This is a genomic window from Blastopirellula marina DSM 3645, assembly GCF_000153105.1.
Lineage (GTDB): Bacteria > Planctomycetota > Planctomycetia > Pirellulales > Pirellulaceae > Blastopirellula > Blastopirellula marina.
The window spans coordinates 1,087,104-1,111,964 of sequence record NZ_CH672377.1; the positions used below are offsets into that span (position 1 = coordinate 1,087,104).

Annotated in this window: 23 protein-coding genes; 8 read left to right on the forward strand and 15 right to left on the reverse strand. The window is 56.6% G+C overall.

Features of this window, described 5'->3' with window-relative positions:
* Positions 1 to 278 precede the first annotated feature (278 nt).
* The 7 genes from DSM3645_RS23460 to rpsB all read right to left on the reverse strand — a co-directional run bounded on the left by DSM3645_RS23460 (position 279) and on the right by rpsB (position 8,293).
* Positions 279 to 1,544: an aminotransferase class I/II-fold pyridoxal phosphate-dependent enzyme gene (locus DSM3645_RS23460; RefSeq protein ID WP_002655110.1), complete on the reverse strand. Its 1,266-nt coding sequence runs from the start codon at positions 1,542 to 1,544 to the stop codon at positions 279 to 281.
* 220 nt (positions 1,545 to 1,764) lie between these two features.
* Positions 1,765 to 3,627 (reverse strand): peptidylprolyl isomerase, encoded by a 1,863-nt coding sequence (locus DSM3645_RS23465; RefSeq protein WP_002655111.1) that lies wholly within the window; start codon positions 3,625 to 3,627, stop codon positions 1,765 to 1,767.
* 201 nt (positions 3,628 to 3,828) lie between these two features.
* The gene (locus DSM3645_RS23470) at positions 3,829 to 4,674 is read right to left on the reverse strand and encodes a glycerophosphodiester phosphodiesterase (protein ID WP_002655112.1); all 846 of its coding nucleotides are present in this window, start codon (positions 4,672 to 4,674) and stop codon (positions 3,829 to 3,831) included.
* A 95-nt stretch (positions 4,675 to 4,769) separates the two neighbouring features.
* Positions 4,770 to 5,330 (reverse strand): ribosome recycling factor, encoded by a 561-nt coding sequence (gene frr / locus DSM3645_RS23475; RefSeq protein ID WP_002655113.1) that lies wholly within the window; start codon positions 5,328 to 5,330, stop codon positions 4,770 to 4,772.
* Between the two features lie 317 nt (positions 5,331 to 5,647).
* Positions 5,648 to 6,403: a UMP kinase gene (gene pyrH, locus DSM3645_RS23480; RefSeq protein ID WP_040352963.1), complete on the reverse strand. Its 756-nt coding sequence runs from the start codon at positions 6,401 to 6,403 to the stop codon at positions 5,648 to 5,650.
* A gap of 184 nt (positions 6,404 to 6,587) precedes the next feature.
* Entirely contained in the window at positions 6,588 to 7,436 is an 849-nt protein-coding gene (tsf, locus tag DSM3645_RS23485; protein ID WP_002655115.1) for a translation elongation factor Ts, read from the reverse strand.
* Positions 7,437 to 7,543: 107 nt separating this feature from the next.
* Positions 7,544 to 8,293, reverse strand: coding sequence for a 30S ribosomal protein S2 (gene rpsB / locus DSM3645_RS23490; protein ID WP_040352964.1), 750 nt, complete (start codon positions 8,291 to 8,293; stop codon positions 7,544 to 7,546).
* A 446-nt stretch (positions 8,294 to 8,739) separates the two neighbouring features.
* Between rpsB and DSM3645_RS23500 the strand changes: the two genes are divergently transcribed.
* From DSM3645_RS23500 to DSM3645_RS23515, 4 genes are all read left to right on the forward strand, one after another.
* Positions 8,740 to 9,789, forward strand: a complete 1,050-nt coding sequence (locus tag DSM3645_RS23500; RefSeq protein ID WP_002655118.1) for an NAD(P)/FAD-dependent oxidoreductase — start codon at positions 8,740 to 8,742, stop codon at positions 9,787 to 9,789.
* A 123-nt stretch (positions 9,790 to 9,912) separates the two neighbouring features.
* Entirely contained in the window at positions 9,913 to 11,745 is a 1,833-nt protein-coding gene (locus DSM3645_RS23505) for a divalent metal cation transporter (RefSeq protein ID WP_002655119.1), read from the forward strand.
* A gap of 123 nt (positions 11,746 to 11,868) precedes the next feature.
* The gene (gene asnS / locus DSM3645_RS23510; protein WP_002655120.1) at positions 11,869 to 13,260 is read left to right on the forward strand and encodes an asparagine--tRNA ligase; all 1,392 of its coding nucleotides are present in this window, start codon (positions 11,869 to 11,871) and stop codon (positions 13,258 to 13,260) included.
* 44 nt (positions 13,261 to 13,304) lie between these two features.
* Positions 13,305 to 13,757 (forward strand): rhodanese-like domain-containing protein, encoded by a 453-nt coding sequence (locus tag DSM3645_RS23515; RefSeq protein WP_002655121.1) that lies wholly within the window; start codon positions 13,305 to 13,307, stop codon positions 13,755 to 13,757.
* A gap of 58 nt (positions 13,758 to 13,815) precedes the next feature.
* Here DSM3645_RS23515 and DSM3645_RS23520 read toward each other — a convergent pair whose 3' ends face one another.
* Both DSM3645_RS23520 and DSM3645_RS23525 read right to left on the reverse strand, forming a co-directional pair.
* A complete protein-coding gene (locus DSM3645_RS23520) occupies positions 13,816 to 14,187 on the reverse strand; it encodes a hypothetical protein (protein WP_002655122.1) in 372 nt (123 codons plus the stop codon).
* A gap of 155 nt (positions 14,188 to 14,342) precedes the next feature.
* Positions 14,343 to 14,753: a hypothetical protein gene (locus DSM3645_RS23525; protein ID WP_002655123.1), complete on the reverse strand. Its 411-nt coding sequence runs from the start codon at positions 14,751 to 14,753 to the stop codon at positions 14,343 to 14,345.
* A gap of 353 nt (positions 14,754 to 15,106) precedes the next feature.
* Between DSM3645_RS23525 and DSM3645_RS23530 the strand changes: the two genes are divergently transcribed.
* From DSM3645_RS23530 to DSM3645_RS23545, 4 genes are read left to right on the forward strand one after another with little or no spacing between them, the layout of a single operon-like run.
* Positions 15,107 to 16,015 carry a hypothetical protein gene (locus DSM3645_RS23530; protein WP_040352965.1) on the forward strand — a complete coding sequence of 303 codons (909 nt, stop codon included), beginning with the start codon at positions 15,107 to 15,109 and terminating at the stop codon, positions 16,013 to 16,015.
* A 51-nt stretch (positions 16,016 to 16,066) separates the two neighbouring features.
* Positions 16,067 to 17,266 carry a formylglycine-generating enzyme family protein gene (locus tag DSM3645_RS23535; RefSeq protein ID WP_002655125.1) on the forward strand — a complete coding sequence of 400 codons (1,200 nt, stop codon included), beginning with the start codon at positions 16,067 to 16,069 and terminating at the stop codon, positions 17,264 to 17,266.
* 2 nt (positions 17,267 to 17,268) lie between these two features.
* Positions 17,269 to 18,171: a TRAFAC clade GTPase domain-containing protein gene (locus tag DSM3645_RS23540; protein ID WP_002655126.1), complete on the forward strand. Its 903-nt coding sequence runs from the start codon at positions 17,269 to 17,271 to the stop codon at positions 18,169 to 18,171.
* Positions 18,172 to 18,224: 53 nt separating this feature from the next.
* Positions 18,225 to 19,604 (forward strand): GAP1-N2 domain-containing protein, encoded by a 1,380-nt coding sequence (locus DSM3645_RS23545; RefSeq protein WP_002655127.1) that lies wholly within the window; start codon positions 18,225 to 18,227, stop codon positions 19,602 to 19,604.
* Between the two features lie 6 nt (positions 19,605 to 19,610).
* Here DSM3645_RS23545 and fliM read toward each other — a convergent pair whose 3' ends face one another.
* The 6 genes from fliM to folP form a co-directional block, all read right to left on the reverse strand.
* Entirely contained in the window at positions 19,611 to 20,741 is a 1,131-nt protein-coding gene (gene fliM, locus DSM3645_RS23550) for a flagellar motor switch protein FliM (RefSeq protein WP_002655128.1), read from the reverse strand.
* Positions 20,742 to 20,783: 42 nt separating this feature from the next.
* Entirely contained in the window at positions 20,784 to 22,058 is a 1,275-nt protein-coding gene (locus tag DSM3645_RS23555) for a glutamate-5-semialdehyde dehydrogenase (RefSeq protein ID WP_002655129.1), read from the reverse strand.
* A 160-nt stretch (positions 22,059 to 22,218) separates the two neighbouring features.
* Positions 22,219 to 22,782 (reverse strand): hypothetical protein, encoded by a 564-nt coding sequence (locus DSM3645_RS23560; RefSeq protein ID WP_002655130.1) that lies wholly within the window; start codon positions 22,780 to 22,782, stop codon positions 22,219 to 22,221.
* Positions 22,779 to 23,189, reverse strand: a complete 411-nt coding sequence (locus tag DSM3645_RS23565) for a hypothetical protein (RefSeq protein ID WP_161603407.1) — start codon at positions 23,187 to 23,189, stop codon at positions 22,779 to 22,781. The genes DSM3645_RS23560 and DSM3645_RS23565 overlap by 4 nt, the downstream gene beginning before the upstream one ends.
* A gap of 182 nt (positions 23,190 to 23,371) precedes the next feature.
* The gene (locus DSM3645_RS23570; protein WP_002655132.1) at positions 23,372 to 23,932 is read right to left on the reverse strand and encodes a hypothetical protein; all 561 of its coding nucleotides are present in this window, start codon (positions 23,930 to 23,932) and stop codon (positions 23,372 to 23,374) included.
* 23 nt (positions 23,933 to 23,955) lie between these two features.
* Positions 23,956 to 24,858: a dihydropteroate synthase gene (folP, locus tag DSM3645_RS23575; RefSeq protein WP_002655133.1), complete on the reverse strand. Its 903-nt coding sequence runs from the start codon at positions 24,856 to 24,858 to the stop codon at positions 23,956 to 23,958.
* Between the last annotated feature and the right edge of the window lie 3 nt (positions 24,859 to 24,861).

Below are 24,861 nucleotides of genomic sequence, written 5' to 3' on the forward strand. Positions count from 1 at the left end.
CCGAAGCCCGATATCCATCAGTACGGCTGTGGGTCTCCGGGCTTCGGTCCGGACAGCCAATTTGGGAGGACTCTTGTTTCGGCGAGCGAGAGTCCTCCTTTTTTTATGCGCCGCGGGCGCAAATTTGGGTCATTATAGGAATCTCCGCTAGCTCCGGCTAGGACCAAGCTTGGTCTTCTCTTGCGAACCGGAAGAATCGGGCCCAAAAAAAGAAAAACGCCCTGAATCGGAGCCGATCCAAGGCGTCATTTTACGGGAATTGCGGTCTGCGGCTTTTTTTAGCTCTCGAGAGTCGTCTCCGCGGTAACCAGCTCTTTTTCTTCGTGCTTCAAGCAGCGACCGATCTGCCGGACCGCCTGACGCAAGCGTTCTTCGTTTTCGACCATCGCCATGCGGACATAGCCTTCGCCGCAAGGGCCAAACCCGCTGCCGGGGCTGACGGCGACATCACCCTTCTCGAGCAACATCATGGCGAAATCCATCGTGTTCATCCGCTGCATCCAGACGTCAGGCACCTTGGCCCAGACGAACATGCCGGCTTTGGGCGGCGTGACGCCCCAGCCGAGTCGCGTCAGACCATCGACCAGCACGTCACGGCGGCTCTCATAAATGCGGCTCTGTTCTTCGACGGCGGCGTCCCCTTCTCGCAGCGCGATGATCGCAGCGATCTGGATGGCCTGGAACATGCCGTAATCGTAATAACCCTTGATCGTGGCGAGGCCTTTGATCATTTCGGCGTTGCCGGCACAAAAGCCGACGCGCCAGCCAGCCATGTTGTAGCCTTTGCTCATGGTCGTAAACTCAACGCCAACCGAAGACGCGCCGGGGGCCGACAGGAAGCTGGGGGGCTTGTAGCCGTCGAATGCAATATCGGCGTAGGCGAAGTCGCTGATCACCATAAAGCCATATCGCTTCGCCAGTTTCACGATCTCGACAAAGAACTCTGGCTCGACCGTTACCGTCGACGGATTGTGCGGGTAGCAAATGATCAGCAGCTTTGGCTTCGGATAAAGATGCTCGCAGGTGTAGGCGATATTTTCGAGAAACTTCTCGCTATCTCCCACTTCCAACGCAATCACGTTGCCGGACGCCAGCGCCACGGCGTAGGTATGGACCGGAAAATAAGGCGCCGGCACGATTGCGGTGTCGCCAGGGCCCATCATCGCCAGACACATGTGCGAGAACCCCTCTTTCGAACCGAGACAAGCGATAACTTCGCTTTCCGGATCGAGTCGGACCCCATACTTTTTCAGGTATTTGCCGGCGACTTCACGACGTAAGTTGCGGATGCCGTTTGACTTGCTATAGCCATGGTTGCGCTCGTCTTTCACCGCTTCGCACATCTTTTCCATGACGAATTCTTGCGGAGGATCGGACGGATTGCCCATCCCCAGATCGATCACGTCATGTCCGGCGACCCGCTTCTCGTATAACAAGGCGTTGATCCGACCGAACATATAGGGGGGCAAGCGGTAAACGCGCTGCGCATATTCGATCTTGAAAGGGGTCTCGCCGCCGATGGGGTGGCCGGATTCGGAGCTCATGAGCTTCAACCTGAAAAACGCCGCTATAGCGGCAAATTGCGTAAATGGAAATCGAACGCAGAAACGTAATTCTAAGAATCGGCAACCGCGCAGGAAAGGACGACTAGAGCGGTGGATCGCCTGCGTAAACCATAGGTTCGCACAGGGCTAGCAAAAAAGAAGCCCCAACCGGCGGTCGGGGCTCCCAAGTTTTTGCAGAACTTCTGGAGAAGTCGCGGTTTTATCGAGTCGGTTGCTGTCGGGCGGCAGCTTCCAACTTTTTACCCATCTGGGTGGTGTTGGCCAGAAAATTGTCGATCTGGGCTTCTTCTTTTAACGCGTCAAACTGTTTCGCCATTTCTAGGCGAATCTTCTTTTCGTGAATGTCTTTGACCAGTTCGTCACGCACATCGTTGACATCGGTGATCGTCGGCTTGGTCCGCCCCATCGCTTTCAGGATCAGCGACTGACGACCAATGTTGACGATGCTCGACAATTCGCCCGGTTGCAGGCGAAACGCTTCTTCTTCGAGTTTGGGCTGACCGCCGTTACGGCGAATCGGCGGAACCTGGCCGTCATTGTTCTTCGAGACCGGCTCGATTGAGTACTGACGAGCCAATTCCCCAAAGAACTGCTCACTCGGATTTTTGCGGGCCATGTCCCAAACTTCCTGAGCACGACGTTGATTGTCGAGGACGATCGCTAAAACCTGGACTCGTTCGCCGTAGTTGGCTTCAAAGCCCTTCTGAATGTCTTCCTCCGAAACAATCACTTTGTCGGATACCAGCTTTTTCAGCGCGACCGTCGGCCAAACCGCGTCGCGAACATAGACTTCGACCGTGACGCTCTGTTCTTGGGTTACTTCTTCCAGCCAGGCTTCGTAGTCCGGCGAACCATCTTCTTTCAAAAACCCATACGAATCAGCCGCGCGGCTGATTTCGTCATTCAGGTCCTGTTCAGTCACTTCCAGATTCTTTGATTTGAGCGCTTGCTGCAGCAAACGGCGGTTGATTTCCCCTTCGAGAACGTCGATGCCGTGACGCGTGATGCACTCCTCTTGTAGTTCGTCCAGCATGATCTGCTGTCCGTTCAGCGTTGCGACAACGCCTGGATTCTGCTGACGCTTGGCTGGATCGCTCCAGATTTTTTCGACTTGCGCCTTTTCTTGCAGCTCTTCGTAGACATCGCCCGCCGAAGAACGGAGCTTTTGCTCACGGATCGCTTCGACCATCCGATTCTGGATTTCCGGCTGCTTCATGGGGTCAACTTCGGTCGGCGGCAAATGCGACTCGCACTTGAAAATCAGGTACTGACCGGCAATGAAGAGGACCTGCGAAACTTCGCCATCCTTCAAGGCGAAGACCAGGCTTTCGACTTCCGGCGTCCCCATGTTCATGCGGATCGGCGGGATCAGGCCGCGAGCAGCGGCGCTGTTTGGATCTTCGGAGAAGTCCTTCGCCATGTCGGCGAAAACATCGGGGTCGGCGGCCGCTTTGGCCCGTAACTCTTCGGCCAAAGCGCGATCGCTGACCGAAATCATGCGACACTTCACCTTGGGGCCAAATTCGGTTTGCCAGGCTTTGCTGAACTCTTCCTGGGTCACTTCCAGACGATCCGCAGCCAGCCGTCGTAATGCCATCGTCGGCCAGACGATGTCGCTGCGGTACTGAGCCGGCGAAACGTTTCGCTCATCTTTCAGCAGACCCAACCAGCGATCGACCGAGAGGCCAAACTTCTTGGCCGAGGCTTCGATTTCGGCGTCGATTTCGGTTTGTGTGATTTGAATGCCGCGTTTGTGACATTCTTCGGCGATCAAATGTTTGTTGATGACGCTTTCCAGCACTTCATCGCCAAAGCGGCGAGCCGCTTCGCGTCCCAGTTCATCGCGAGTAATCGGTTCGCGATTCACCACGGCGACCGTTTTGATTTGAGGCGCTGAGTTGCCTTGCGGCGCAACTCCCTTGGCGCCAACTTGCGGCTGTTGGGCCAAAGCGTCGTTTTCCCCGCCCAGGTTGCGAATGGCGATGACGCCAACGGCGACCAAAACGAAGCCGCCCGCAATAATGGCCCAGGTTGTTCGATGGGCGTTTCGATACTCAGTCACACTCGCCTCCTTGCTACTGCCAAAAATCGATCGATTTTTTCTAAAGTTTGCATCCGTGCAGGTCGATCCCTAATAAGTTAGGGCGCGGGAATATAAACCTCATTTTGGCTGGGGTCAAGATCGATCCAATCGCCCAACAAAAAAGGACGACATGAATGCTCACGTCGTCCTGTCTATCTCTTCTAAAGTGCTAGCAGCAGCTTACTTGCGAATTGCAGCTCCGATCTCACCGGGTCGGTCGGTAATGATTCCGTCGACCCCGATTGCAACCAACTCTTTCGCTTGCTGCGTGTTATTGACGGTGTACACGAACAGCTTCTTCCCATGCTTGTGAACCATCTCCGCCGCCGCGCGGTCGACGAACTTGGCGTTCCACGCGATCACGTCCACTTTGTCGACGATCGGCGCGATCCGTTTGGCGGTCAGCGCATCGGATCCGAGCGCGGCGATCGCTAGGGAGGGCTCTAATTCATGACAACGAGCGACAAACTCCCAGTCAAATGACTGCACGACAAGCTTGTCCGTCCAGTCGCGTGCTTTAAGCAATTGGATCAGCGACTCCGCATCTCCCTCTTTGTGTTCGATCAGCGTCACGCTTCCTGCTTGGATCGCTTCGATCGCTTGATCCAGCTTTGGCAAATGGACGCCGGCGAACTTGGCGTCAAACCATGATCCGGCGTCCAGCGAAGCGATGTCGGCCCAATTCTTGGCGGCGATCTTCGTCTTCTTGGCGTTCCACTGTTGATTGGCGTTGGTCGTACGGTCGTACGTTTTATCGTGAATGCAAAACGGCGTTTTGTCGGCGCTCAGGTAATAGTCGAGTTCGACCAGGTCGGCCTTCTGCTCGATCGCGAGTTGAAACGAGGGAATCGTGTTCTCTGGAGCAAAAGCGCACGCGCCGCGGTGGCCAATCACCAGCGGTTCTGTGGTGTCGAGGATGCGATTCACCCTGGCGTCTCCCGCCGATAGTTCGGCCTGAAAACCAAAGCCGCCGGCGATCACCGCGGCCAGAACAACCAATAAAGCGTGTCGACCAATTCGAAGCATCACGTCCCTTACAACTTTCACAAGCAGCCTACAAAAAAGGTCGCGTACGCTTGTGCGACACGACCTGGGAGAATCTTTCTATTTTAAGTGGGAAGCTAGCCTTCCATCACTTCGGTTTCCCGAGTCTTGGCCAATTCGGCCACTTTTTCCTCAAACTTTTTTGTGAGCTCCTGCACTTCGTTCTTGATATCGTCCCGAATATCTTCGCCGATCTCTTTGTTCTTTTCGGCGGTTTCAGCCGACTTATTCGAGTCGCGACGAACGTTGCGGATCGAGACCTTCGCTTCTTCCGATAGTTCCTTGATGCGTGAAACCAGCTTTTTGCGAACTTCGGTCGACAACGCAGGGACGTTCAAGCGAATTACGCGGCCGTCACTTTGGGGCGCCATGCCCAAGTCGCTGGCGACAATCGCTTTTTCGATGTCTTTGATCGCACCGGTGTCGTAAGGGCGAATCAGCAATTGAGTCGGTTCCGGCACGCTGACCGAAGCGATTTGCTTGATCGGTTGCAGCGAACCATAGACTTCGACGCGCAGCGAATCGACCAGGCCAGGATTGGCGCGGCCCGTCCGAATGCCAGAGAGATTGTGCTTGAGATGCTCGATCGCCTTCTCCATGCGATCTTCCGCTTCGGTCGTAATGTTGTCAGCGCTCATGGCTCAGTCCCACGATTGAATTTGTTGTTGCCAGCAGACTAGCGCAGCGCGACGCGCCGCAACTAATCTTCATAAGGCTACCTTACTTTAGCCCCGAAGAAAATATGCGGCCCGTTCTCGCTTTCACTTCGTCGCTGCAGGATGCAGAGAGGGAGATGCGGATCGCTACTTTGGGCTGGTCCGGCGTCGCCGCGCGCATTTTCGCGGCTTGCTCTTCGCACCCGCGAAGAGACAATTTCGACCTTCATTCCAACAAACTAGGCCGTTAGCGGAGCTGCCGCAAAATGTTAGACGCGGCGACGAAGCTAGTTTGGTCCTTAGTTGACCGGCTCTAGCTCTGGCGAGATCAATGTTCCAACATGGTCGCCGCAAACAGCACGCTGGATGTTGCCATCGGTTCGGTAGTTAAACACTAAGATCGGCATGCCATGTTCTCGGCAATGCGTAATCGCGGTCGAATCCATGACTCGCAGATTTTGGGCCTGAACCGTGGCGAAATCGAGATTGCGATAGAAAATCGCGTGCGGATTTTTCTCCGGATCGTCGCTATAGACGCCGTCGACTCGAGTCGCTTTCATCAAGATGTCCGCTTCCAACTCCAGCGCTCGCTGAGCGGCTGCGGTGTCGGTCGTCACAAAGGGACTGCCGGTTCCGGCGGCCAAGATGACGATGCGACCTTTTTCGAGATGACGCTTGGCTCGGCGACGAATGTAGGGCTCCGCGACTCCGTCCATCCGGATCGCCGTGGTCAGCCGCGTTTCGCAGCCAAGCGACTCAAGAGCGTCTTGCAGCGCCAGACCGTTGATCACCGTCGCGAGCATCCCCATATAGTGGGCCGTCGCTTCTTGGATCATGGCGCTTTCGTTTTTGAACTGGGCGCCGCGGAGGATATTCCCCCCGCCGATCACTACCGCGATCTGGCATCCCAGTTTCGACGCTAGATGGATTTGCTTCGAGATATGAACGACTTCGTCCATACTGATCCCTCGTTCGCCGGCGTGGGAAAAGCTTTCGCCTGAGAGTTTCAGGACAATTCGCGTGTATTGTGGCGTGGAACAGTCAGATTGGGTCATGCGGCGAACCTTGGCAATTTGAATGGGAGAAGCCCAATTCGTCGACGGAATTCTACCGGAAACGTCGCTGGCCGCACAGCAGATGCGTCAGGTTTGATGGATCCCAGGTGCGTCAAGAACGAAAAGAGCCCTGCTACAGCGAGCAGGGCTCTTTAAATTTTCAGGGACAAAATCGCGAGAGAGTCTAGCCTTCCGACTGATCTCCTTCGCCCAATTGCCAGTGAACGAAGCGTTTGACCTTCATTCCCTTTTCTTTGGCGTAATTTCCGACCGATTGCTTGTCGTCTTTAACAAACGGCTGTTCAAGCAGAACCGACTCGGCGTAGAAGTTACGCAAGCGACCTTCGACCATCTTTTCGATGATCTTGTCCGGCTTGCCTTCGTTGCGAGCCGCTTCGGTCAAAATCGAGCGTTCGTTTTCGACAACTTTCGGATCGAGTTCATCGACATTCAACGCCGAAGGACGCATCGCCGCGATATGCATCGAAACGTCTTTGGCCGTCTCGCTGTCGCCGCCTTCGACTTCGATCAACACGCCGGCAACCGTCGAGCTGTTGTGGCTGTATCCGCCGGTCGGAGCATCGATCCGGATCATCCGGCCGATGTTGAAGACTTCACGAACGCGATTGAACAGGTCGAGCTTCAGTTCGCCAAGAGTCGTGCCTGGCTTGATGGTCGACGGTTGAGCGAGCAACTCCTCAGGGGTCGCAGCGCCCGGCCCTTCGGCCAAGACCTTCGCCATGTCTTCCGCGAGCAGAATGAAATCTTCGAGCTGGGTGACCGAGGCGCTTTCGCACTTCAGTTCGACCATGGCGCCGACGCCGTTTTCGAAGTCCGCGAAGACGCCGAAGCGACCAAATTCGGTCACGCGGTCTTGACGCTTACCTTCGATGGCGACGCCGTTTTCGCGCAACCAGCGGATCGCGCCTTCTTCGTCGCCGCTGGTTTCGACCAGCGCCTTTTTACATTCCATCATGGGAAGTCCGGTTTTTTCGCGGAGTGACTTTACCGCAGCCGCCGAAATTCCAGCCATATCAGATTCTCCGAGATTTAGTCGGTGTCAGAATTTAAGTTCACAATAGCGGGAAGGAGGTTCTATCCGCTTCCCCTGAATCTTTGATGAACGAGCCGCGATTCGCGTTACGAAGCAGGGACTGCGTCTTTACCCTTCATCGCGACGTTGTGCTTGCCGTCGAGAACCGCGTCCGCCAAATGTTTGGTGAACAGTTCGATCGAGCGGATACCGTCATCGTTGCCCGGCACCGGCAAATCGATCTCATCCGGATCGCAGTCGGTATCAGTCAACGCAACCGTCGTGATTCCCAGCGAGTGGGCTTCGCGAATCGCATTCTTTTCTTTCTTCGGATCGACGATCACCAACGTTTCGGGCAGGCGATTCATCGTACGCAAACCGTTGAGGTTGCGGTACATCTTGCGATATTCGCGGGCGAGCGAAGACTGCATCTTCTTCGAGTATTTCGAGAGCTCGTCCCCTTCCAAGATTCGTTCCAGCTCTTCCAGACGGGTTAAGCGGCTACGAATCGTGCGGAAGTTGGTGAGCGTACCACCAAGCCAACGCTCGTTAATGAACGGCATGCCGCAGCGCTCGGCTTCACGTTCAATCGAGGCGCCGGCCTGACGCTTGGTGCCGACAAACAACACCAGCGAGCCCCCTTCGGAGACTTGGGTCAGGTACTTTTTGGCTCGCAGCAGACCGCGAATCGTTTCGCGGACGTCGATGATATGGATCTGGTTCTTTTTGGCGTAGATATACGGCGCCATCTTCGGGTTCCACCGGCTGGTACGGTGACCATAGTGAATACCCGATTCGACCAGTTCTTTGATGACGGAGTTTGCACTACCGTCTTTCACTGCACCATCAGTAGACATAAAGGCTTTCCTTTAACATTGGGAATGCCCGGAAACGATGCGTGCAAACAGAGCGATGCCGGCGCCTCTATAAGCCGGAGACAGGCCGAACCGCAAAGGTTCAGCCTCTGCGAAGCGATACCCATATCTCTCAGGCCGTGGATCTGTCTGATTTGGTTGACAGTTCCTGACCGATCCGCCTCACTTCGCCAGCAGCGGATCGACAGCTAGAAAGACGTTTTCCGCATGCTCCGGTTTTGGGCGTTTGGCCCGCTTCCCGGTGAATATGCGCCCCTACGACTTGCAGGGGACGAAAACAAGCGGCTGATCCTATCAGAGAGGGCGAAATTCGTCAACTGGCGCCGCTTGCATGCAGTGGACTGCTACCTGGATCCGCCTATAATAACTCGCTTCGAGCAGTTATGGCCGACGCGCCTAGCTATTACCTAAAATCATAGGAAGATTACGTGGCCGAGAAAGTCCTCATCATTGGAAGCGGACCCGCTGGGTGGACTGCGGCGATCTACGCCGCCCGAGCCGAGCTTCAACCCTTGGTTTATGAAGGCGCTCCACTCCAAGAGCATTACGATGTCGGTCGCGGACCGCTTGGTCAGCTGGCGATGACGACCGAAGTCGAGAATTTCCCGGGCTTTCCGTCAGGCGACATGACCGCCTATCTCGACGGCTCGATCGATAATTCGATTCGACAATATATGGCCCCCCACATGAAACATGGGGTCAGCGGTCCGGAATTAATGGAGCTGATGCGTCAGCAGGCCAAGAACTTTGGGACGCGGATCGTGGGGGACGACATCGTCGAAGTCGATTTCGAGAGCCGTCCCTTCCGCCTGAAATCGCGTGAAGGGGAATGGATTGAAGCCCATTCGGTGATCGTCGCGACCGGTGCTCGGGCCAATTACTTGGGACTCCCGTCCGAAGCGATGTACAAAAACCGGGGAGTCAGCGCCTGTGCCGTCTGTGACGGTGCGCTGCCGCGTTTCCGAGATCAGCCCTGTATCGTCGTCGGCGGCGGCGATTCGGCGGTGGAAGAAGCCGACTATATGGCCAAATTCTCGTCCAAGGTCTACTTGGTTCACCGCCGCGACGAGCTGCGCGCCTCAAAGATCATGGCCGAACGCGCTGAGAAAAACCCGAAAATCGAGATCGTCTGGAATTCGGTGGTCGACGAAGTCATCGGTGATGATGACAACGGGGTGAGCGGCGCTAAGCTGACAAACGTGGTCGATAACACGTCCAAGGTTTACGAAGCAAGCGGCTTCTTTCTGGGAATTGGTCACACGCCGAATACCGACTTTTTGGTGGGTAAACTCGATATGACCGACAAAAACTACCTCAAATGGACGGTCCCCTTCCGGACCAACACCAGCGTTGAGGGAGTCTTCGCCGCAGGCGATGTCGCGGACGACAACTACCGCCAAGCGGTCACCGCCGCCGGTACCGGTTGTATGGCCGCGCTCGACGCCGAACGGTACCTGGCCGCTCAAGGTCACCACTAAAACGCAAAGTCTCGCAAACTTTTTGTAGCGCCTTGCACAGAAGGCGCTACAAGCGGGAAACGATGCGCTTTACACTAGACCCTCCTCAAGATCTTCTCCCTCACCACGAGTTCTGCCCCAGCCATGTCTGAATCGAACGCTACCGCTGCGGAAACGCCGCCAAGCAACCACGTTCAAACTGATCGAGAAATTTTGCAAGAGGCCCACGAGAAAGGGACAGCGGCGACGATCTTCGCCTTTGTTCGACTCTCCGGTCCCGGCTGGCTGCAAAGCGCGATCACGCTGGGGGGCGGATCGCTCGCCGGAGCCCTTTATCTGGGATCGCTCGGCGGCACTAACATGCTCTGGCTGCAGCTGATGGCGATCATCATGGGCGTCGTGATGCTATCGGCGATCAGCTACGTCACGCTCTCGACCGAGCAAAAGCCATTTGGCCAGATCAACGATCACATCAATCCCGCACTCGGCTGGGGTTGGGTGATTGCGACCAGCTTGGCCAACATGATCTTTATCATGCCGCAGTTTTCGCTTTGCTACGACTCGCTCGACAAAAACTTGCTGCCTGGATTCCTGGACGGCAGCGTAACGTCGAAGGTCGTCGTCTCGGGAGCTCTGTTGCTGGCAGGCGGTTTTGTGGTGCTGCTAAATACCCGCGGCGGAACCGGCGCCAAGATCTTTGACACCGTGCTCAAGCTATTGGTCGGTATGGTGGTAATTTGCTTCTTCGGCGTGGTGGTGTTGATGGCCGGCGAGGGAGCGCTGAATTGGGGCGAGATCTTCGCCGGGTTCATTCCTGACCTCAGTCAATTGAGTGCGCCGACCGGCGACCTGGCCGAGCTTGTGAAACAAGCGAGCGAATCGCATCAAGAGTTCTTCCGCAATCGGATCGTGACTGCCCAAAGCGACGTAATGATCGGTGCAGCCGCGACGGCTGTTGGGATCAACATGACTTTTTTGCTCCCTTACTCCATGTTGGCTCGCGGCTGGGATCGCCCGTTTCGCGGCTTGGCGCGCTTCGACTTGTCGACCGGCATGGCGATTCCTTACATCATCGTCACCAGTTGCGTAGTGATCGCGTCGGCGGGACGTTTTAACGGCAGCAACTACAACGATCCGAAAGTGGACCCCTATTGGCTGAGCAGCGATCCGGCGGAAGTCGCTAAATCGCCGATTATCAGCGGCGCCACTGCCGTAATTACTCCGCTGCTCAAGAAAGAATACGCGGATCAATTTGTCGCGATCACCGCTGGCGACACCCAGTTTACCGATATTGAAATCGCCAAGCAGCAAAGCGATTTGGCCAAAAAGCTGGCGCCAGAGTACCTAACCACGCTGAATGAAGCCGACCGTCTGATCGTCGCATCGCTGGTGCAACGCAACGCCGATCAACTATCAGCAGCGCTCGCGCCGCTGTTAGGAAAGTCGACGGCGCGACTTATTTTCGGTCTCGGCGTCTTCGGGATGGGCTTCTCAACGATCATCATTTTGATGTTGATCAACGGCTATGCGTTTACCGAGATGTTTCATGCCAAAGCGGGCGGTGCGCCGCACGTCATCGGCTGCCTGATCGCCGGACTAGCCGGCGCGTCATGGTTCTATTTCTGGACAGGCGAATCGAAAATCTGGCTGGCGATTGTTGCCTCAAGCTTCGCGATTCTGCTGCTGCCGATCGCCTATACGACGTTCTTTTTGATGATGAACAGCAAGCGGATTTTGGGAAGTCAAAAGCCGACCGGGGTTTCGATGGTCATTTGGAATGTCTTGATGGTGTTAGCGGTCGTGGGGGCGTTTGGCGCCGCGGGCCAATCGCTCTGGGCGAAAGCGACCAATACGAATCCAGAGGCGGCGCTGGCGACCAATGTGGTGATGGCGCTGGTAGTGCTCTACATCATCTCAGTGTTCGTCGGCTTTTTCTTCTGCAAACGGGACGATGCCCCCGCAGATATCGCGGAATAGAAAAATTGCAAAAACGAACTAACTCCAGGGCGGTCCTTGTTTCTGCAAGCGGCCGCCCTTTTTGCTTTCGAGCTTGTGCGGCTAGAATAACGGACTTCGCACCGCAGGCACGGAAGGTTCGTCATGCAAAAAATTTCGGTTCGCTCCGCTCTCTCGGCCGATCAGGTCGGCAATCAGGTCAAGCTCGAAGGTTGGGTTCGCACGCGCCGCGACAGCAAAGCGGGGTTTAGTTTTATCGAGCTGAACGACGGCAGCTGCATGGGCAACATCCAGGTGGTCGCCGACGGCGCGCTGACGAATTACGAGTCGGAAGTCAAAAAGCTCTCGGCCGGCTGCAGCGTGCGCATTCTGGGCGAGATCGTTGCGTCGCAGGGTAAAGGGCAAACGACCGAAATCCAAGCGAGTGAAGTCCACGTCTACGGCTGGGCCGACCCAGAGAGCTATCCGCTGCAAAAGAAGCGGCACTCGATGGAAAAGCTGCGAGAGTGGGCGCATCTGCGTCCCCGCACCAATACGTTTGGCGCCGTCTTTCGCGTTCGCAACTGCGTCTCGCGTTCGATTCATAACTTTTTCCAAGAGCGCGGTTTTCTCTACGTTCACACGCCGATCATCACCGCGTCCGATTGCGAAGGCGCCGGCGAGATGTTCAAGGTCACGACGCTCGATTTGGATGCGCCCCCTAAAACCGGCGGCAAAGTCGACTACACGCAAGACTTTTTCGAGCGGCCGTCGTACCTGACGGTGAGCGGTCAGTTGGAAGGGGAGATCTTTGCGACGGCGCTGGGCAATGTCTACACGTTTGGCCCGACGTTTCGCGCGGAGAACTCCAATACGTCACGGCACTTGGCCGAGTTTTGGATGGTCGAACCGGAGATGGCGTTCGTCGACCTGGAAGGAAACATGCAGGTTGCCGAGGATTTCATCAAACGGATTATCTCGGACGTAATGCGTGACTGCGGCGACGATCTGCAGTTCTTCAATGACCGCATCGACGACACCGTGCTCGCGACGCTAACCGCGATGGCCGACGGCGAGTTCCTGCGCGTCAGCTATACCGACGCGATCGACATTCTGCTGAAGAGTGGGCGGAAGTTCGACTACAAAGTGGAATGGGGAACCGATCTGCAGTCCGAGCACGAGCGTTTCCTGACCGAGGTCCATTTCAAACGCCCTGTCATTTTGCATGACTATCCCCGCACGATTAAACCGTTCTACATGCGTTGCAATGACGATGGAAAAACGGTGCGAGCGATGGATGTGCTGGCCCCCAAAGTGGGAGAAATCATCGGCGGCAGTCAGCGCGAGGAGCGGTTAGACGTGCTGGAGCAACGAATGCAGGAGCAGGGGCTGAATCCGGCCGATTATTGGTGGTATGTCGAACTGCGGAAATACGGCACGATTCCCCACTCTGGGTTTGGACTAGGGCTCGAGCGCATCCTACAGTTCATTACCGGCATGGGGAACATCCGAGACGTGATCCCCTTCCCGCGTACGCCGGGGAGCGCCGACTTTTAGGATCTCCACGACTTCACGTTCCGATTATTCGGAGGATTCGCTTGATGACGGCTCGCACGAATATCACGCTGATCACGATAATGCTGATCAGCGTCTCCGCTAGTTTTGCCCGCGGCGAAGATCTGAAGAAGGTTCTGGAGAAATTCAAAAAGGGCGAAGCGGTCCTGCTCGACGTGCGCGAAGAAGTCGAGTGGAAGAAGGGACATCTCGCAGGAGCGACCTTGGCGCCGTTCTCCAAGATCGCGTTCGATCCTGAATGCCGCAAAATCATTGCAGCTCTGCCGCCCGGCAAAGAGGTTTACACCTATAGCAGCACCGGCAAACGCGCCTTCTTCGCAGCCAACTATCTACAAGATCGCAACGGCCAACCAGCGACCGCATTGAAAGTCACCTACCAGGCGATGCTCGCCGCAGGCTTCAAAGCGGCTGACCTGCGACCGAAAGGCTTCTTGCAGCAACTTAAAGAGCAGGAAGAGAAAGATCTGGGGAAGAAATAGTCCGGCAGGGTGCGTCGATTCGCCCCCCGGGGATCTACAGGCGAAGATCAAAGTTGGCCTATCTTCCGATCTGCACGAAGAACGCGACCCACGGCAGTAGACCGATGACCACCATGGCGCGAACGATCGCTTTGGGGGGAGCAGAGCGGCGCTGCTGCAAGACGACCGGAATCAGCAGTACGCTGATTGTGCCGGTCACCATCGCGACCATCAACAGCAGCATCGAGATCGCTTCGAGCTGCGGCGACGGCTCACCACTCGCCCAGATAGAGCCCTGCACGCCGATGATGGCGATTTCGGCCAGCAAGGTGGTGACCCCGCACAGCATCCAAAAGATGGTCATCGAATCCGCGGCGCGCAACTCAGGATCGGCGCCGATGCGGTGACTGTGCGTCTTCGACTTGCGAGCCGTCTTCGATTTTTTGCTCATAGAGAACGCCTTCCGAATAGGGAGAGTGATGGCGACGCTTCTACCTTCTATCGTACCTGTCGAACACCGGTGAGAGCAAAAGAAAAACCCCGCCAATATAGACGGGGCTGGTAGATTTTCTTTCGCCTTAATCGGCGTCACGCGAGCCACTTCGCTTAATAGTACGAGTGGACGATCAAATCGCCGCAACGCGTGAAGACCATCCGGATACGGAATCCGCAGCACCACTCATACTCGACGACGGTACGTCCCAAAATACCAGGATGACTGCAAACGGTTGGCGCTCCTTCGCAACAAGCGGGAACGCAAACCGGCACTTCAAAGGCACAATTCGTGCATGGCTTTTCTACAACCATCACCATCTTGACCGGCGGCGCACAACTGCCGCACTTTCGTGCGAACAACTTGTGATGATCGCGATACGAGATGCAAGGGGGCGCGCAGCACTCGACGGGCTTGGGAGCACAGCAAGAAGGTTCTACCGAAGCTGCGCTGGCGCCGCTTACCATACCGAGTGAACCGAGCATGGCGAATACCAGCGCCGGAATCAAAGTCGTACGAATCATGGAAATGTCTCCTGCGTAGTTGCTAAACGAGCTTCGCTGTCTGACTTAACCCTAACATGCTTTACGGCGTCTGAAAAAGGGGTTGTATCGATTATAGCGATCACAGCGGAAGCGACAAATTTATCGATCAATACCCACCGCGAGGAAAAAGTAAACATTCACGCTCTCGATTCATTGCCAGCGGGACGAATTCGACCTAGTTTTCAGTTGGCGAAGGTCGCAACCGACCTCAGCGCCGCTGCTTTCTTTTCAGTAACGGAGGCGCATCGCCGCTTCCACTGCTTTTCATACGCAGGCTCGCGAAGACCGCGAGCAGACGAAACGATCACGCCTGGGTGGGAAGAAGAATCGCCGTGACTGCCAGTCCAGAACAGTTGCTCCAGGTAGGTTACCCTGCCCTGGAAGAGGCGCTCGAACAGCTAAGGGCTCATAACCAGGGCCTAGAGCAATTCGTCGAAGAATTGGTGGCCGAACTCGGACGCTTGTCCTCGGAGTTCGAGCGCCGCTCGCTCGAAGCGTCTCAAACCGCCGCACAACAGTCGGCCCACGCCGATTCGTCCGCACAAAACTCGGCCGAACTTGCGTTGCTGCAACAAACGATCTCGGATCGTGAAAATCAACTCTCCGCAGCCGAAGCGCAATTGGGCGCCGCCCGCGCTGAGATCGATCATTGGAAATCTCAAAGCGGTTCCGCCGCGTCAAGCGTCCAGCGTCTGACCGAGATGGAGCAAAAGAATGCAGATCTAGAGCGCCAACTGCGTGAATCGGTCCAAGCGATGCGCGAGCTCGAAGAAAGCCGCGGTGAAATCTCCCATCTGAAACAACAGCTTGCGATGGTCAAAATCGAACTGCTCGATGCGCAGCAGCAGTTTGATCGAACCGACAGTTTTCCGGAAGAGAGCGGCGTAGAACAATTTGGCGAGCTTGAAGACGAACTCGCTCGCGTTCGCAACCGCGCGGCCGAACTAACCGCGACAGTCGACCAACAGAAACGAGAAATCGCGGCCGAGCGCGCCGAGTGGTCGACCGAATTGAAGTCGATGCGGACGATTCTGGAACGCCAGTCCGGCGCAATCGCGACACGGCCGGCCGCCGCCGATCAATCACTCTCGTCGACATCGGTCGGCACCAACACCGTCGTGCGCGAATCGGCTCAGTCGCGTCCGATGGACGCCGACAATGTCGTCGATTCGGTGATGGCGCAATTCGCAAAATTACAACGTGACATCAGCCGTCGCAGAACCAATGGCCAAACTCGATAATCGCAATCGCTGCTCAGGGGCAATGTCAAACTTGTTGCAGGACTGATTCCAATGCTTTTCATCAAACAACAATGGACGACACTCGCAATCGGCGTCGCCGTCGGCGCGTTGGGGATCGCCTGGCTGGCGGGATTTTGGCTCGTTGTCGTCGGCGTCGTCGCACTCGCTGCGATCGCCGCTTTCGTCCGTCGCTTCGTACGCCATCGCCGGCTTGCGGTAGCAGCATCGGCCAGCGTTGCACGCCCTCAAAGACCGAAATCACGTCCAGAGCCAGAGCCCTCCGACACGGAAGCCCTGGCTCGCTTGATGTTAGAGCAAGCTCGATATGCATTGCTGTTGCGACCCCAAATCGCGGCCAATCTGCCGCCGCGGCTGTTAGACCAAGCCCGCGAAGCGTTTGACGACCAGATGACCATCGTCCCAGAAGGGGACGTCCTGGTCGGTCGATACAAAGGAAATGACGACCAGGAGCAAGGCTACGCCGGCAACCTGGTTCGGGTTGAAGCGGTTTATCTCGATCGCTTTCAAGTGACGAACGAAGAATATCAAGAATTCGTCAACGCCGGCGGCTACGAACAGATGCCGCTGTGGGATCCGGAAATCTGGCCGGCGGTGCTCGATTTTGTCGATCAGTCTGGACTGCCGGGCCCCCGTTATTGGCGCAACGGCAAGCATGTCGAAGGAGAAGAGCGACTGCCGGTGGTTGGCGTTTGTTGGTACGAAGCGGCCGCCTACGCTCGCTGGGTCGGCAAACGACTTCCGTCCGACCCCGAATGGATGAAGGCCGGAGCATGGCCGGTCCCTTTGCCCGGCGCCGAACCCATCCAGCGCCGCTTTCCCTGGGGAGAATCGATGGATCAAGGTCGGGCGAACCTTTGGGGCTGCGGCCCCGAGCATGTCGTCTCGGTCGAGCAATATGTAAGCGGCGCAAGCGTGGGCGGGTGTCACCAACTGATCGGCAATGTCTGGGAGTGGACCTCCAGTCGCTTCGGCGCTTGGCGTTCTCCGGGAGATCAATTGGTGATGGATAGCGCGATGCGCAGCTTACGCGGCGGCGCCTATGACACTTATTTTGATCATCAAGCTTCGTGCGACTATCAAAGCGGCGATAAGGCGATCGCTCGCAAGCACAACATCGGATTCCGCTGTGCGGTCAGCTTTTGCGATATCCTGCTCGAGGATAACTCGTTCGATTCGGCAGGATCAGAAGACGAACTCGAAGCCGCCGGCGCGGCAGGGGTGGAGAACTAATTATGGTACGCAAAGCGCTCGTAGCCATGGAATCGTATCGCTTGGCGCAATACGCGGTTCCGATTTCCTGTTACATCTGCGGCGGCGACAACAACTACGATGTTGAGCTGTGTCGTCACTGTTCGGCGCCAATGGCCTTGTCGCACCAAGCCAATTCGCAGGGGATTGAGCCTGGCATGATCGCCGTGCTAGGAACCGCCGCAGCCGGCAAAACCGTCTACCTGGGGATGCTGCTCGACATGCTCACGCGGCGCAACAATCGCGTGCAAGTATTGGCTCGCGGCGCGTTCTCGATCACTCTGCAACAACGCACGATGGCGGCGCTGGCCGCTACCGCATTTCCAGAAAAAACGCCCAACGAACCAGATCGCTGGAACTGGGTTCATTGCCAGGCGAAGCTGCCGAGTCAAAAGCGGCCGATCGAATTGATCATGCCTGACATGGCCGGCGAAGCGATCTTGGAAGAAGTCGATCACCCCCATTCGTACCCGGCGATTCACTCCTTCTTGAAAAAATGTGCCGGCGTTTTGCTGTTGATCGACACCGAACGGATTGAAGACGGCTCGCAAGAGCAAAACTATTTCATGATGAAGCTGATCACCTATCTCAGTGAACAATCGCAAAAGAAGCGTCGCGGCAAGTGCGTACGGCCCATGGCGATCGTGTTTTCGAAAGCGGATCAGTGCGATCCCTGTTTCGCTAATCCAGATCGTTACGCGCGAGATCGGACGCCGAACCTTTGGCAGCAAATCGGCGAACGATTTGAAACGGTCGGCTTCTTCGCTTCCAGCGTAACTGGCGCGTGTACGCAGAAGATGGACCATGGCTCAAGGGTAAACATTCCGCTGCGAATCGAACCGCGCGGCATTGTCGAACCATTCGAATGGCTAATTCGCAAAGTTTAACCTCGTTTGCTCACTGCTTGTCTCCAAATTCTCCTCGCAGGTTCTTATCCTTTATGGGCGTCACGATCCAACAAGCGATTTTCACCTCGGCGCAAACTTCGCGTCTCGACGGCTATCAACTGGTCGCCGCTAGTCGCGGAGTCTCCACCGAAGACTCACGCGAATTAGCGACCTGGTGCCCTGCGCACGATGCGATGCTACGTGACGATTTCGCCGCCTACAGCGTCAATTTTCATCCGATTGGCGCCGGTAGATATTGCGTCTCGCGCACCATCAATGGGCAGACCGAATACAGCGGCCGCGGCGGTCGCCAGGTGTATACCCACTGCCTGCTGATTGACGCACCGCAGTTTGCGTTATTCGCTAACAACCCTTTTCATCTGCTAACAGCTGCTACGGTCGACGCCAATCTCAGTTGGCAAAGTTCGCTACCGTCTGAGCTTTCCGAAATCAAGCTCGTGCCCGCCAGCAAAGGGGTTGACTTGGCGTTGTTCAAACAATCGCAGAAAGAACGGACCCCTTACCTGCTGACCGCCTGGTTTCAAGAGGCGCTCGATAAGCCTCGCTTGGCACTGACCGGCTATGGGGGAGATGAAAGTCTCTTCGCCCAGTTTTTCAATCTGGTGCCGGTAAGTCTGCGTCCGCAATTCTCGTTCTCGACCGGGCTCCGCTATTCGCAGCGCCGTCCGTTCCGATTTCTCGGACTAGAGAGCAACCATGAAGAGCAACGCCGAGCCGTTCGCAGCGAAGGGCTGACCCTGCTTGATCTGGCGAATCCGCCGATGAATGGGGATCGCCTGCGAAACGCGTGGGCGACATGGATCTTGGTCGCATTGCGAACCAATTTGCCGGCTTCGGCGGTCAAGCTGCTTGGTCAGGCAGATCCCCACCTCGACGCGTCGCAACTCAATATCTTGGGCCAACAATTGCGACTGAAGTTGCTCTCGATGGAAGAAGACGAAACGCAAATCGCGGCCGAAATGGAGCGGGACGACGTGGTCGCCGCCGCGTTCACTGGGGTCGACGCTCCCAGCCAAGGAAAAGGACAACGCAAAATTGTCCGGAGCCACGCGCCGCATCCGGCTCACTCACGCGCCGCTAGCTCGGCTCGTCTGGTGCAGATCGCCGGGCCATTGCCATCGACGCAAATCGCCGGGATCTCCATTCATGAGCAGCAGCGATTGGCGCAGTTGGATGAGTTAGTCGCCGGAGCATTGACCGGCAGCATCGAGTCGCTCGCCCAATTGCAGAACGTTTGGCCTGAGATTGCATGCGAGCTTCCACCGGCGCTGCGCAGTGACGTGCAAGAGCGGTATCTTGCCTACGCCGTGATCGCTTGGAAGCGGCTCAACGACCGACGCGTCAGCCGCAATCCGCAAACGGCGGCGAGCTTGCTCGACGTCCTCTCGCTGATATTCACGTCCGCGGCCTAAAGAAACTTACTTGCGGCCCGGCGGTTTCGCCGGCGCCGGCGGCGGGTTGTTCGTGGGCATTTTCGGTTGCGGAGGCTTTTGCAACTTCGGCGGCAAAATCGCGTCCACCTGGATCGCTTTGCGGCCTTTGAACGCACCGGGAAATGCGAGAAACTTGGTCACGCCGTTGACGCTGACTTTCAGCGGCTCGCGTGAATCTTTGGGCGTGGTGATCACATCCCCCACGCGCAGTTCCAGCAGGTCCTCGGTCGTAATCTTGGTCTCGGCCAGCGTCACGCCAACTTCGACCGAAGCGCCGTCGATTTGCGTACTAAGCGCCTGTCGCGACTCTTCGCTCACTTCCGAAGTGCCATAGGCGAACCAGGTATTGGCGGTCAATTTGCCGCCGATTCGTTCGATCGAATTGAACGGGATACACAAGTTCATCATCCCGCGCACGTCACCGATCGTCAGTTCAAAACTGATTAGCACGATCACTTCGTTCGGCGGGACGATCTGCACCAACTGCGGGTTACTCTCGACGCGGACGACGCTCAACTGCAAGTCCAGGACGTTCTCCCAGGCAATCCGAAGCTCACGCAGAAATAGGTTGGTGATCCGTGCGACAAGCGTCAGTTCGATCTCGGTCAGCGGACGGCGTGAAACCGGGCTGCTCTCTTTGCCGCCCCCCAGTAAACGATCGATGATCGGATACAGGATCGACGGATTGATGTCGAGAATCAGGTTCCCTTCCAGCGGGCTGGCGGTCAACAGATTGAAGCAGCTCGGATTCTCAAGACTGAAAATGAACTCGCTATAGGTCAGCTGATCGACGCTGGTCAGTTTCACTTCGACGATGTTGCGAAGCAGCCCCGAAAGCGCGGCGCCAAAGTTACGACCAAAGCCTTCGTGCATCGATTGTAGAGCCCGCATCTGCTCTTTGCCGACGCGTTCTGGACGTTTGAAGTCGTAGGGGGTGATCTTCTCGCGTGGGCGCGCAGGCTTCGTAATGTCGTCGCCGGCGGATACCGACGCGACGACGTTCTGGATGTTGGCTTGCGGAGGCGGAGGGGCTTCGGACTTCTTTGGCCCGCTCGCCTCCATCGCGTTCAGCAGGCTTTCGACCTCCGCCTGGCTTAGCACATTGTCGTTGCCCATGAATCCCTCCCTGAATTCAATCGGATCGTATCGAACGAGCCGTTACGAGCGTATTTGGCCGTCGCCGTAAACCACGTATTTGTAACAAGTGAGCGCCTCAAGACCGCACGGTCCCCGAGCATGGAACTTGTCGGTGCTAATTCCAATTTCGGCGCCCAGTCCAAACTCGCCGCCGTCGTTGAATCGCGTGCTGGCGTTCACCATCACCGCCGAACTATCGATCCGCGAAGCGAATTCACGAGCCGCCGCCAGATTGCGGGTGACGATCGATTCGGTATGTTTCGAGCTGTAGAGATTGATATGGCGAATCGCCGCATCAAGCGACTCGACTACTTTCACACTGATGATCGGCCCCAGGTACTCGGCGGCGAAATCCTCATCGGTCGCAGTCTTCGCTTTCAGGATCAACGACTGCGTGATCGAATCTCCCCGAATTTCGACTCCTCGCTCAATCAACGCCGCGCCGATCGCTGGTAAAAACTGATCGGCCACGTCTTGATGGACGACCAGCGACTCAGCGGCGTTGCAGACGCCGTAGCGATGGCACTTGCTGTTGACCGTGATCGACATCGCCATGTCGAGATCGGCGTCACGATCGACATAAACATGGCAGTTGCCGTTGAAGTGCTTGATCACCGGCATTGTCGCTTCGTCAGCGACGCGGCGAATCAGCCCTTCGCCGCCGCGCGGAATCGCGACGTCGATGTATTGATTCAGTTTCAAAAAGTGCCCAACCGCGGCTCGATCGGTCGTGTTGACCAACTGCACCGCCGACGAGGGAATATCAAAGTCGAGCGCCGTCTCTTGCATTACTTCGACAATCGCCCGCGACGAATGGGCCGCTTCTTTACCGCCGCGCAAGATCACGGCGTTGCCGCTCTTCACGCAGATCGCGGCGGCGTCGGCGGTCACGTTGGGGCGCGACTCGTAGATGAAGAAAACCACTCCCAGCGGGACGCGGATTTTTTGAATGTCGAGCCCGTTGGGACGAACCGTCGAGTCGATCACCGAACCAATCGGATCGGCCAACATCGCGATTTCTTCTAGACCGGCCGCGATTCCTTCGATCCGCTTGCTGTCAAGTTTCAACCGGTCGATCTCGGCCGCGGTCAGACCATATTCGGGCGCCGCCGCCAGGTCGATCGCATTGGCCGCGATGATCGCTTTTTCCGCCGCTCGTAGTTGCTTCGCCGATTCTCGCAGCCAGCCGTTCTTCTGTGCGCCGGAGACCAAAGCCAAAGCGGCCGAAGCCTCTTTCGCTCGGAGCGCGGTTTCCAGACAGTACTGGGCCAGATCTTGGTTCTCGAGAATCGACATGAAACCTTGAATTGGTAATGGGTTAGCGAGCCGACAGCGCGTAGCTATCCAACTCGGTAGTATCGAGGGATTCGCCGTTTAAGTCAATGGAAACGCAACGGCGAACAAGGTTCGCAATGTTAACGCAAAGTGTTTTACTGCAAACACTTACAGACGAGCACTACGCTTTGCGGGATTCGCTCTCGAGACGAGACAGCAGATATTTGTGAATATTGCCGTTCATCCGCCACCCGATTAGTAGGCAGCCCAAGCAAAATGCTGCGCCGGCCGAAAGCTTCCAGATCAACGGCAGTCCCTGTTGAAGCGGCAGGATGTAGAGAATCGGTCCCCCAAGAATCACCAGCGGAAAAACGTATCCCAAAACGGCAATGGTCGTTCGTTGTCGGCGAGCATTTCGCAGCGTGAAAGCAAGACTGCCGTGACAAAGTCCGCTCATCCCGCCAAACAATCCACCAAAGAGGGAGAGTTGCAGCAATTGAGCCCCCAGCGCGGTTCGTCCCCCGGATGAATAGACAAACTCGCCCAATGCCCCCACCGAGAGATAGAACAAGCAGACCAGCGAGAAGCCGACGATCCCGATAACGCCAGCGCCGTTCAGAGCGCCAGAGATCATCGGCAGCGCCAACCAGCGACCGATCCGATCTCCATCAATCAACGGCGCATCGGCCGGATCTTCATCTTCGATCGGCGGACTGGCGAACGGGTTGTGGTCTGGCTCAGTCACGATGACGACGACTCTTGCGAATGAATGAGCACCGTACTATCTCGACTTCGAAACAGCGTGCCCGTGATGCGTGAAAAGATGGAAATCCCAACTCCGACCGAAATGAGGAAGATGGCGAACAGTGAGATCAGCCCCAACCCATCGTTGATCGTTTCACCTGCGACTATAGAAAAGATCACCATCGTCAGCATTGGGAGCGTCGGCAGGATCAAGCAGAGCAGAAATAGCATCCACTCACGATAGCGAAACTTCTGCAAACCATAGGCGATTAGCCCCAAAAAAAACGCAATCGCACCGAAAACCGCACCACCGAAAAGAACCCCGAGCAAGAACACCTGGAAGACAGATCTCAGATGCGACCAACCGGTGAACATCTCCCCTACGACAGACCATTCATTGCGAATCACCGAGACGACCACGCCCACCAAAAACAGGAAGCACCCAGCTACGACGCCGCCGATGATTCCGCGACGAGCGGACCACCAAAGCCATATTCGCAGCGGCTGCGGTGCGCCGCTAACCGGCGATTGGACTTCGGCGTGAGACCGAACCTCGCGCGGACTGGCGTACGGGTTGGTGTCGTTATTGGTCAAAACGTCGGTTCCTTCTGCAGTCGCCGCCGTGGACTTCCCTCCGTCGACAACCGAAGCAATCCGCGAAACGAATAGATGCCGGCGCCAAGCCCAACCAGCAACATAACGCAGGAGAAGCCGATGTATGCAAGCGGAGTCATCTCGCGCACTGGCCCGGCAAGTACCAGAAAAGAGCCGACAAACACGACAGGGCAAACCAAGCCGCTCGCCAGAAGATGGGCGACCGTCCGCCAAGAAGTGCGGCGGACGAATATCGCAACGAAGCCCACAATATTTCCGGCGATGACGCCGACCATCATGCCGGCGGCGACCCCAACCAGAAAATGAAGGATCGAAGCCCACGGCTCATCAACAACTCCAATGCGGCTGACGACATACATCCCAGGGCTAACGAAGGCGAGAAACAAGAGACCACCGACGACTCCTCCGACCAACATACTACGGCGTACTGGCAAAGCGTACCAGTCAACCAATTCGCCCCGCGGCGTGGTCGCCACATGTGCATTCGCGACGGGACTGGCGAACGGATTACTTTCAGCGTTATTCACGTCGTCCATGTTGACCGCCCAGTGTTAAAGTCTTACGAAGGAATCGTACCCGCAATTCCATCGACTCCGCCGCACGCAACAAACAGCCGTAGCGCCTCGAAGTTCGCACGCACATCGTGCACGCGGATGACCTGCACGCCTAAGCGGGCCAAAGCCAATGTTCCGCCGACGCTACCGTAAGTCCGGGCTATCTCTTTGTCTTCCAGCAGTTTGCCGATGAATCCCTTGCGGGAATGTCCCACGAGCAGCGGTCGCTCTAGTTCATGATAACGCCCACAGCCGGCCATCAAGTCGAGATTGTGCTGATGCGTTTTGCCGAACCCCACGCCGGGATCGAGACAGATTCGCTCTTGTTCAATTCCCGCCGCGATCAACGCGTCGCGCCGCTCTGTTAGGTACGCGAAGATGTCTTCGACCACATCGTCGTACTGCGGATCATCCTGCATCGTTTGCGGCGTTCTCTGCATGTGCATCGCGCAGACGCCGGCGCCGCACTCGCGCGCAGCGTCAATCATCCGCGGATCGCCCGAGAGACCGGTCACGTCATTGATGATCTCGGCTCCGGCTTCGATTGCTTCTCGGGCGACAACCGCTTTGGACGTATCGATCGAGATCGGTACGTTGGTCACTTCGCTAAGATGCCGAATTACCGGAATCACGCGGCGCAGTTCTTCCGATACGTCGATCGGCTCTGAATAGGGGCGCGTGCTTTCGCCGCCGATGTCCAAGATCGCGGCGCCTTCGTCAATGCACCGCAGCGCGTGTTCGACCGCCTGCATGGGATCAAAGAAAGCACCGCCATCCGAAAAGCTGTCAGGCGTGACGTTGACGATCGCCATCAACAGCGGGGTGCGATCGAATGAAAGCGTGCGACGACGCAGCTTCCAAGTAAGAGCGCGGGTAGGAAATCGGGCGGATAGTTCGTCGTGCGGCATCCC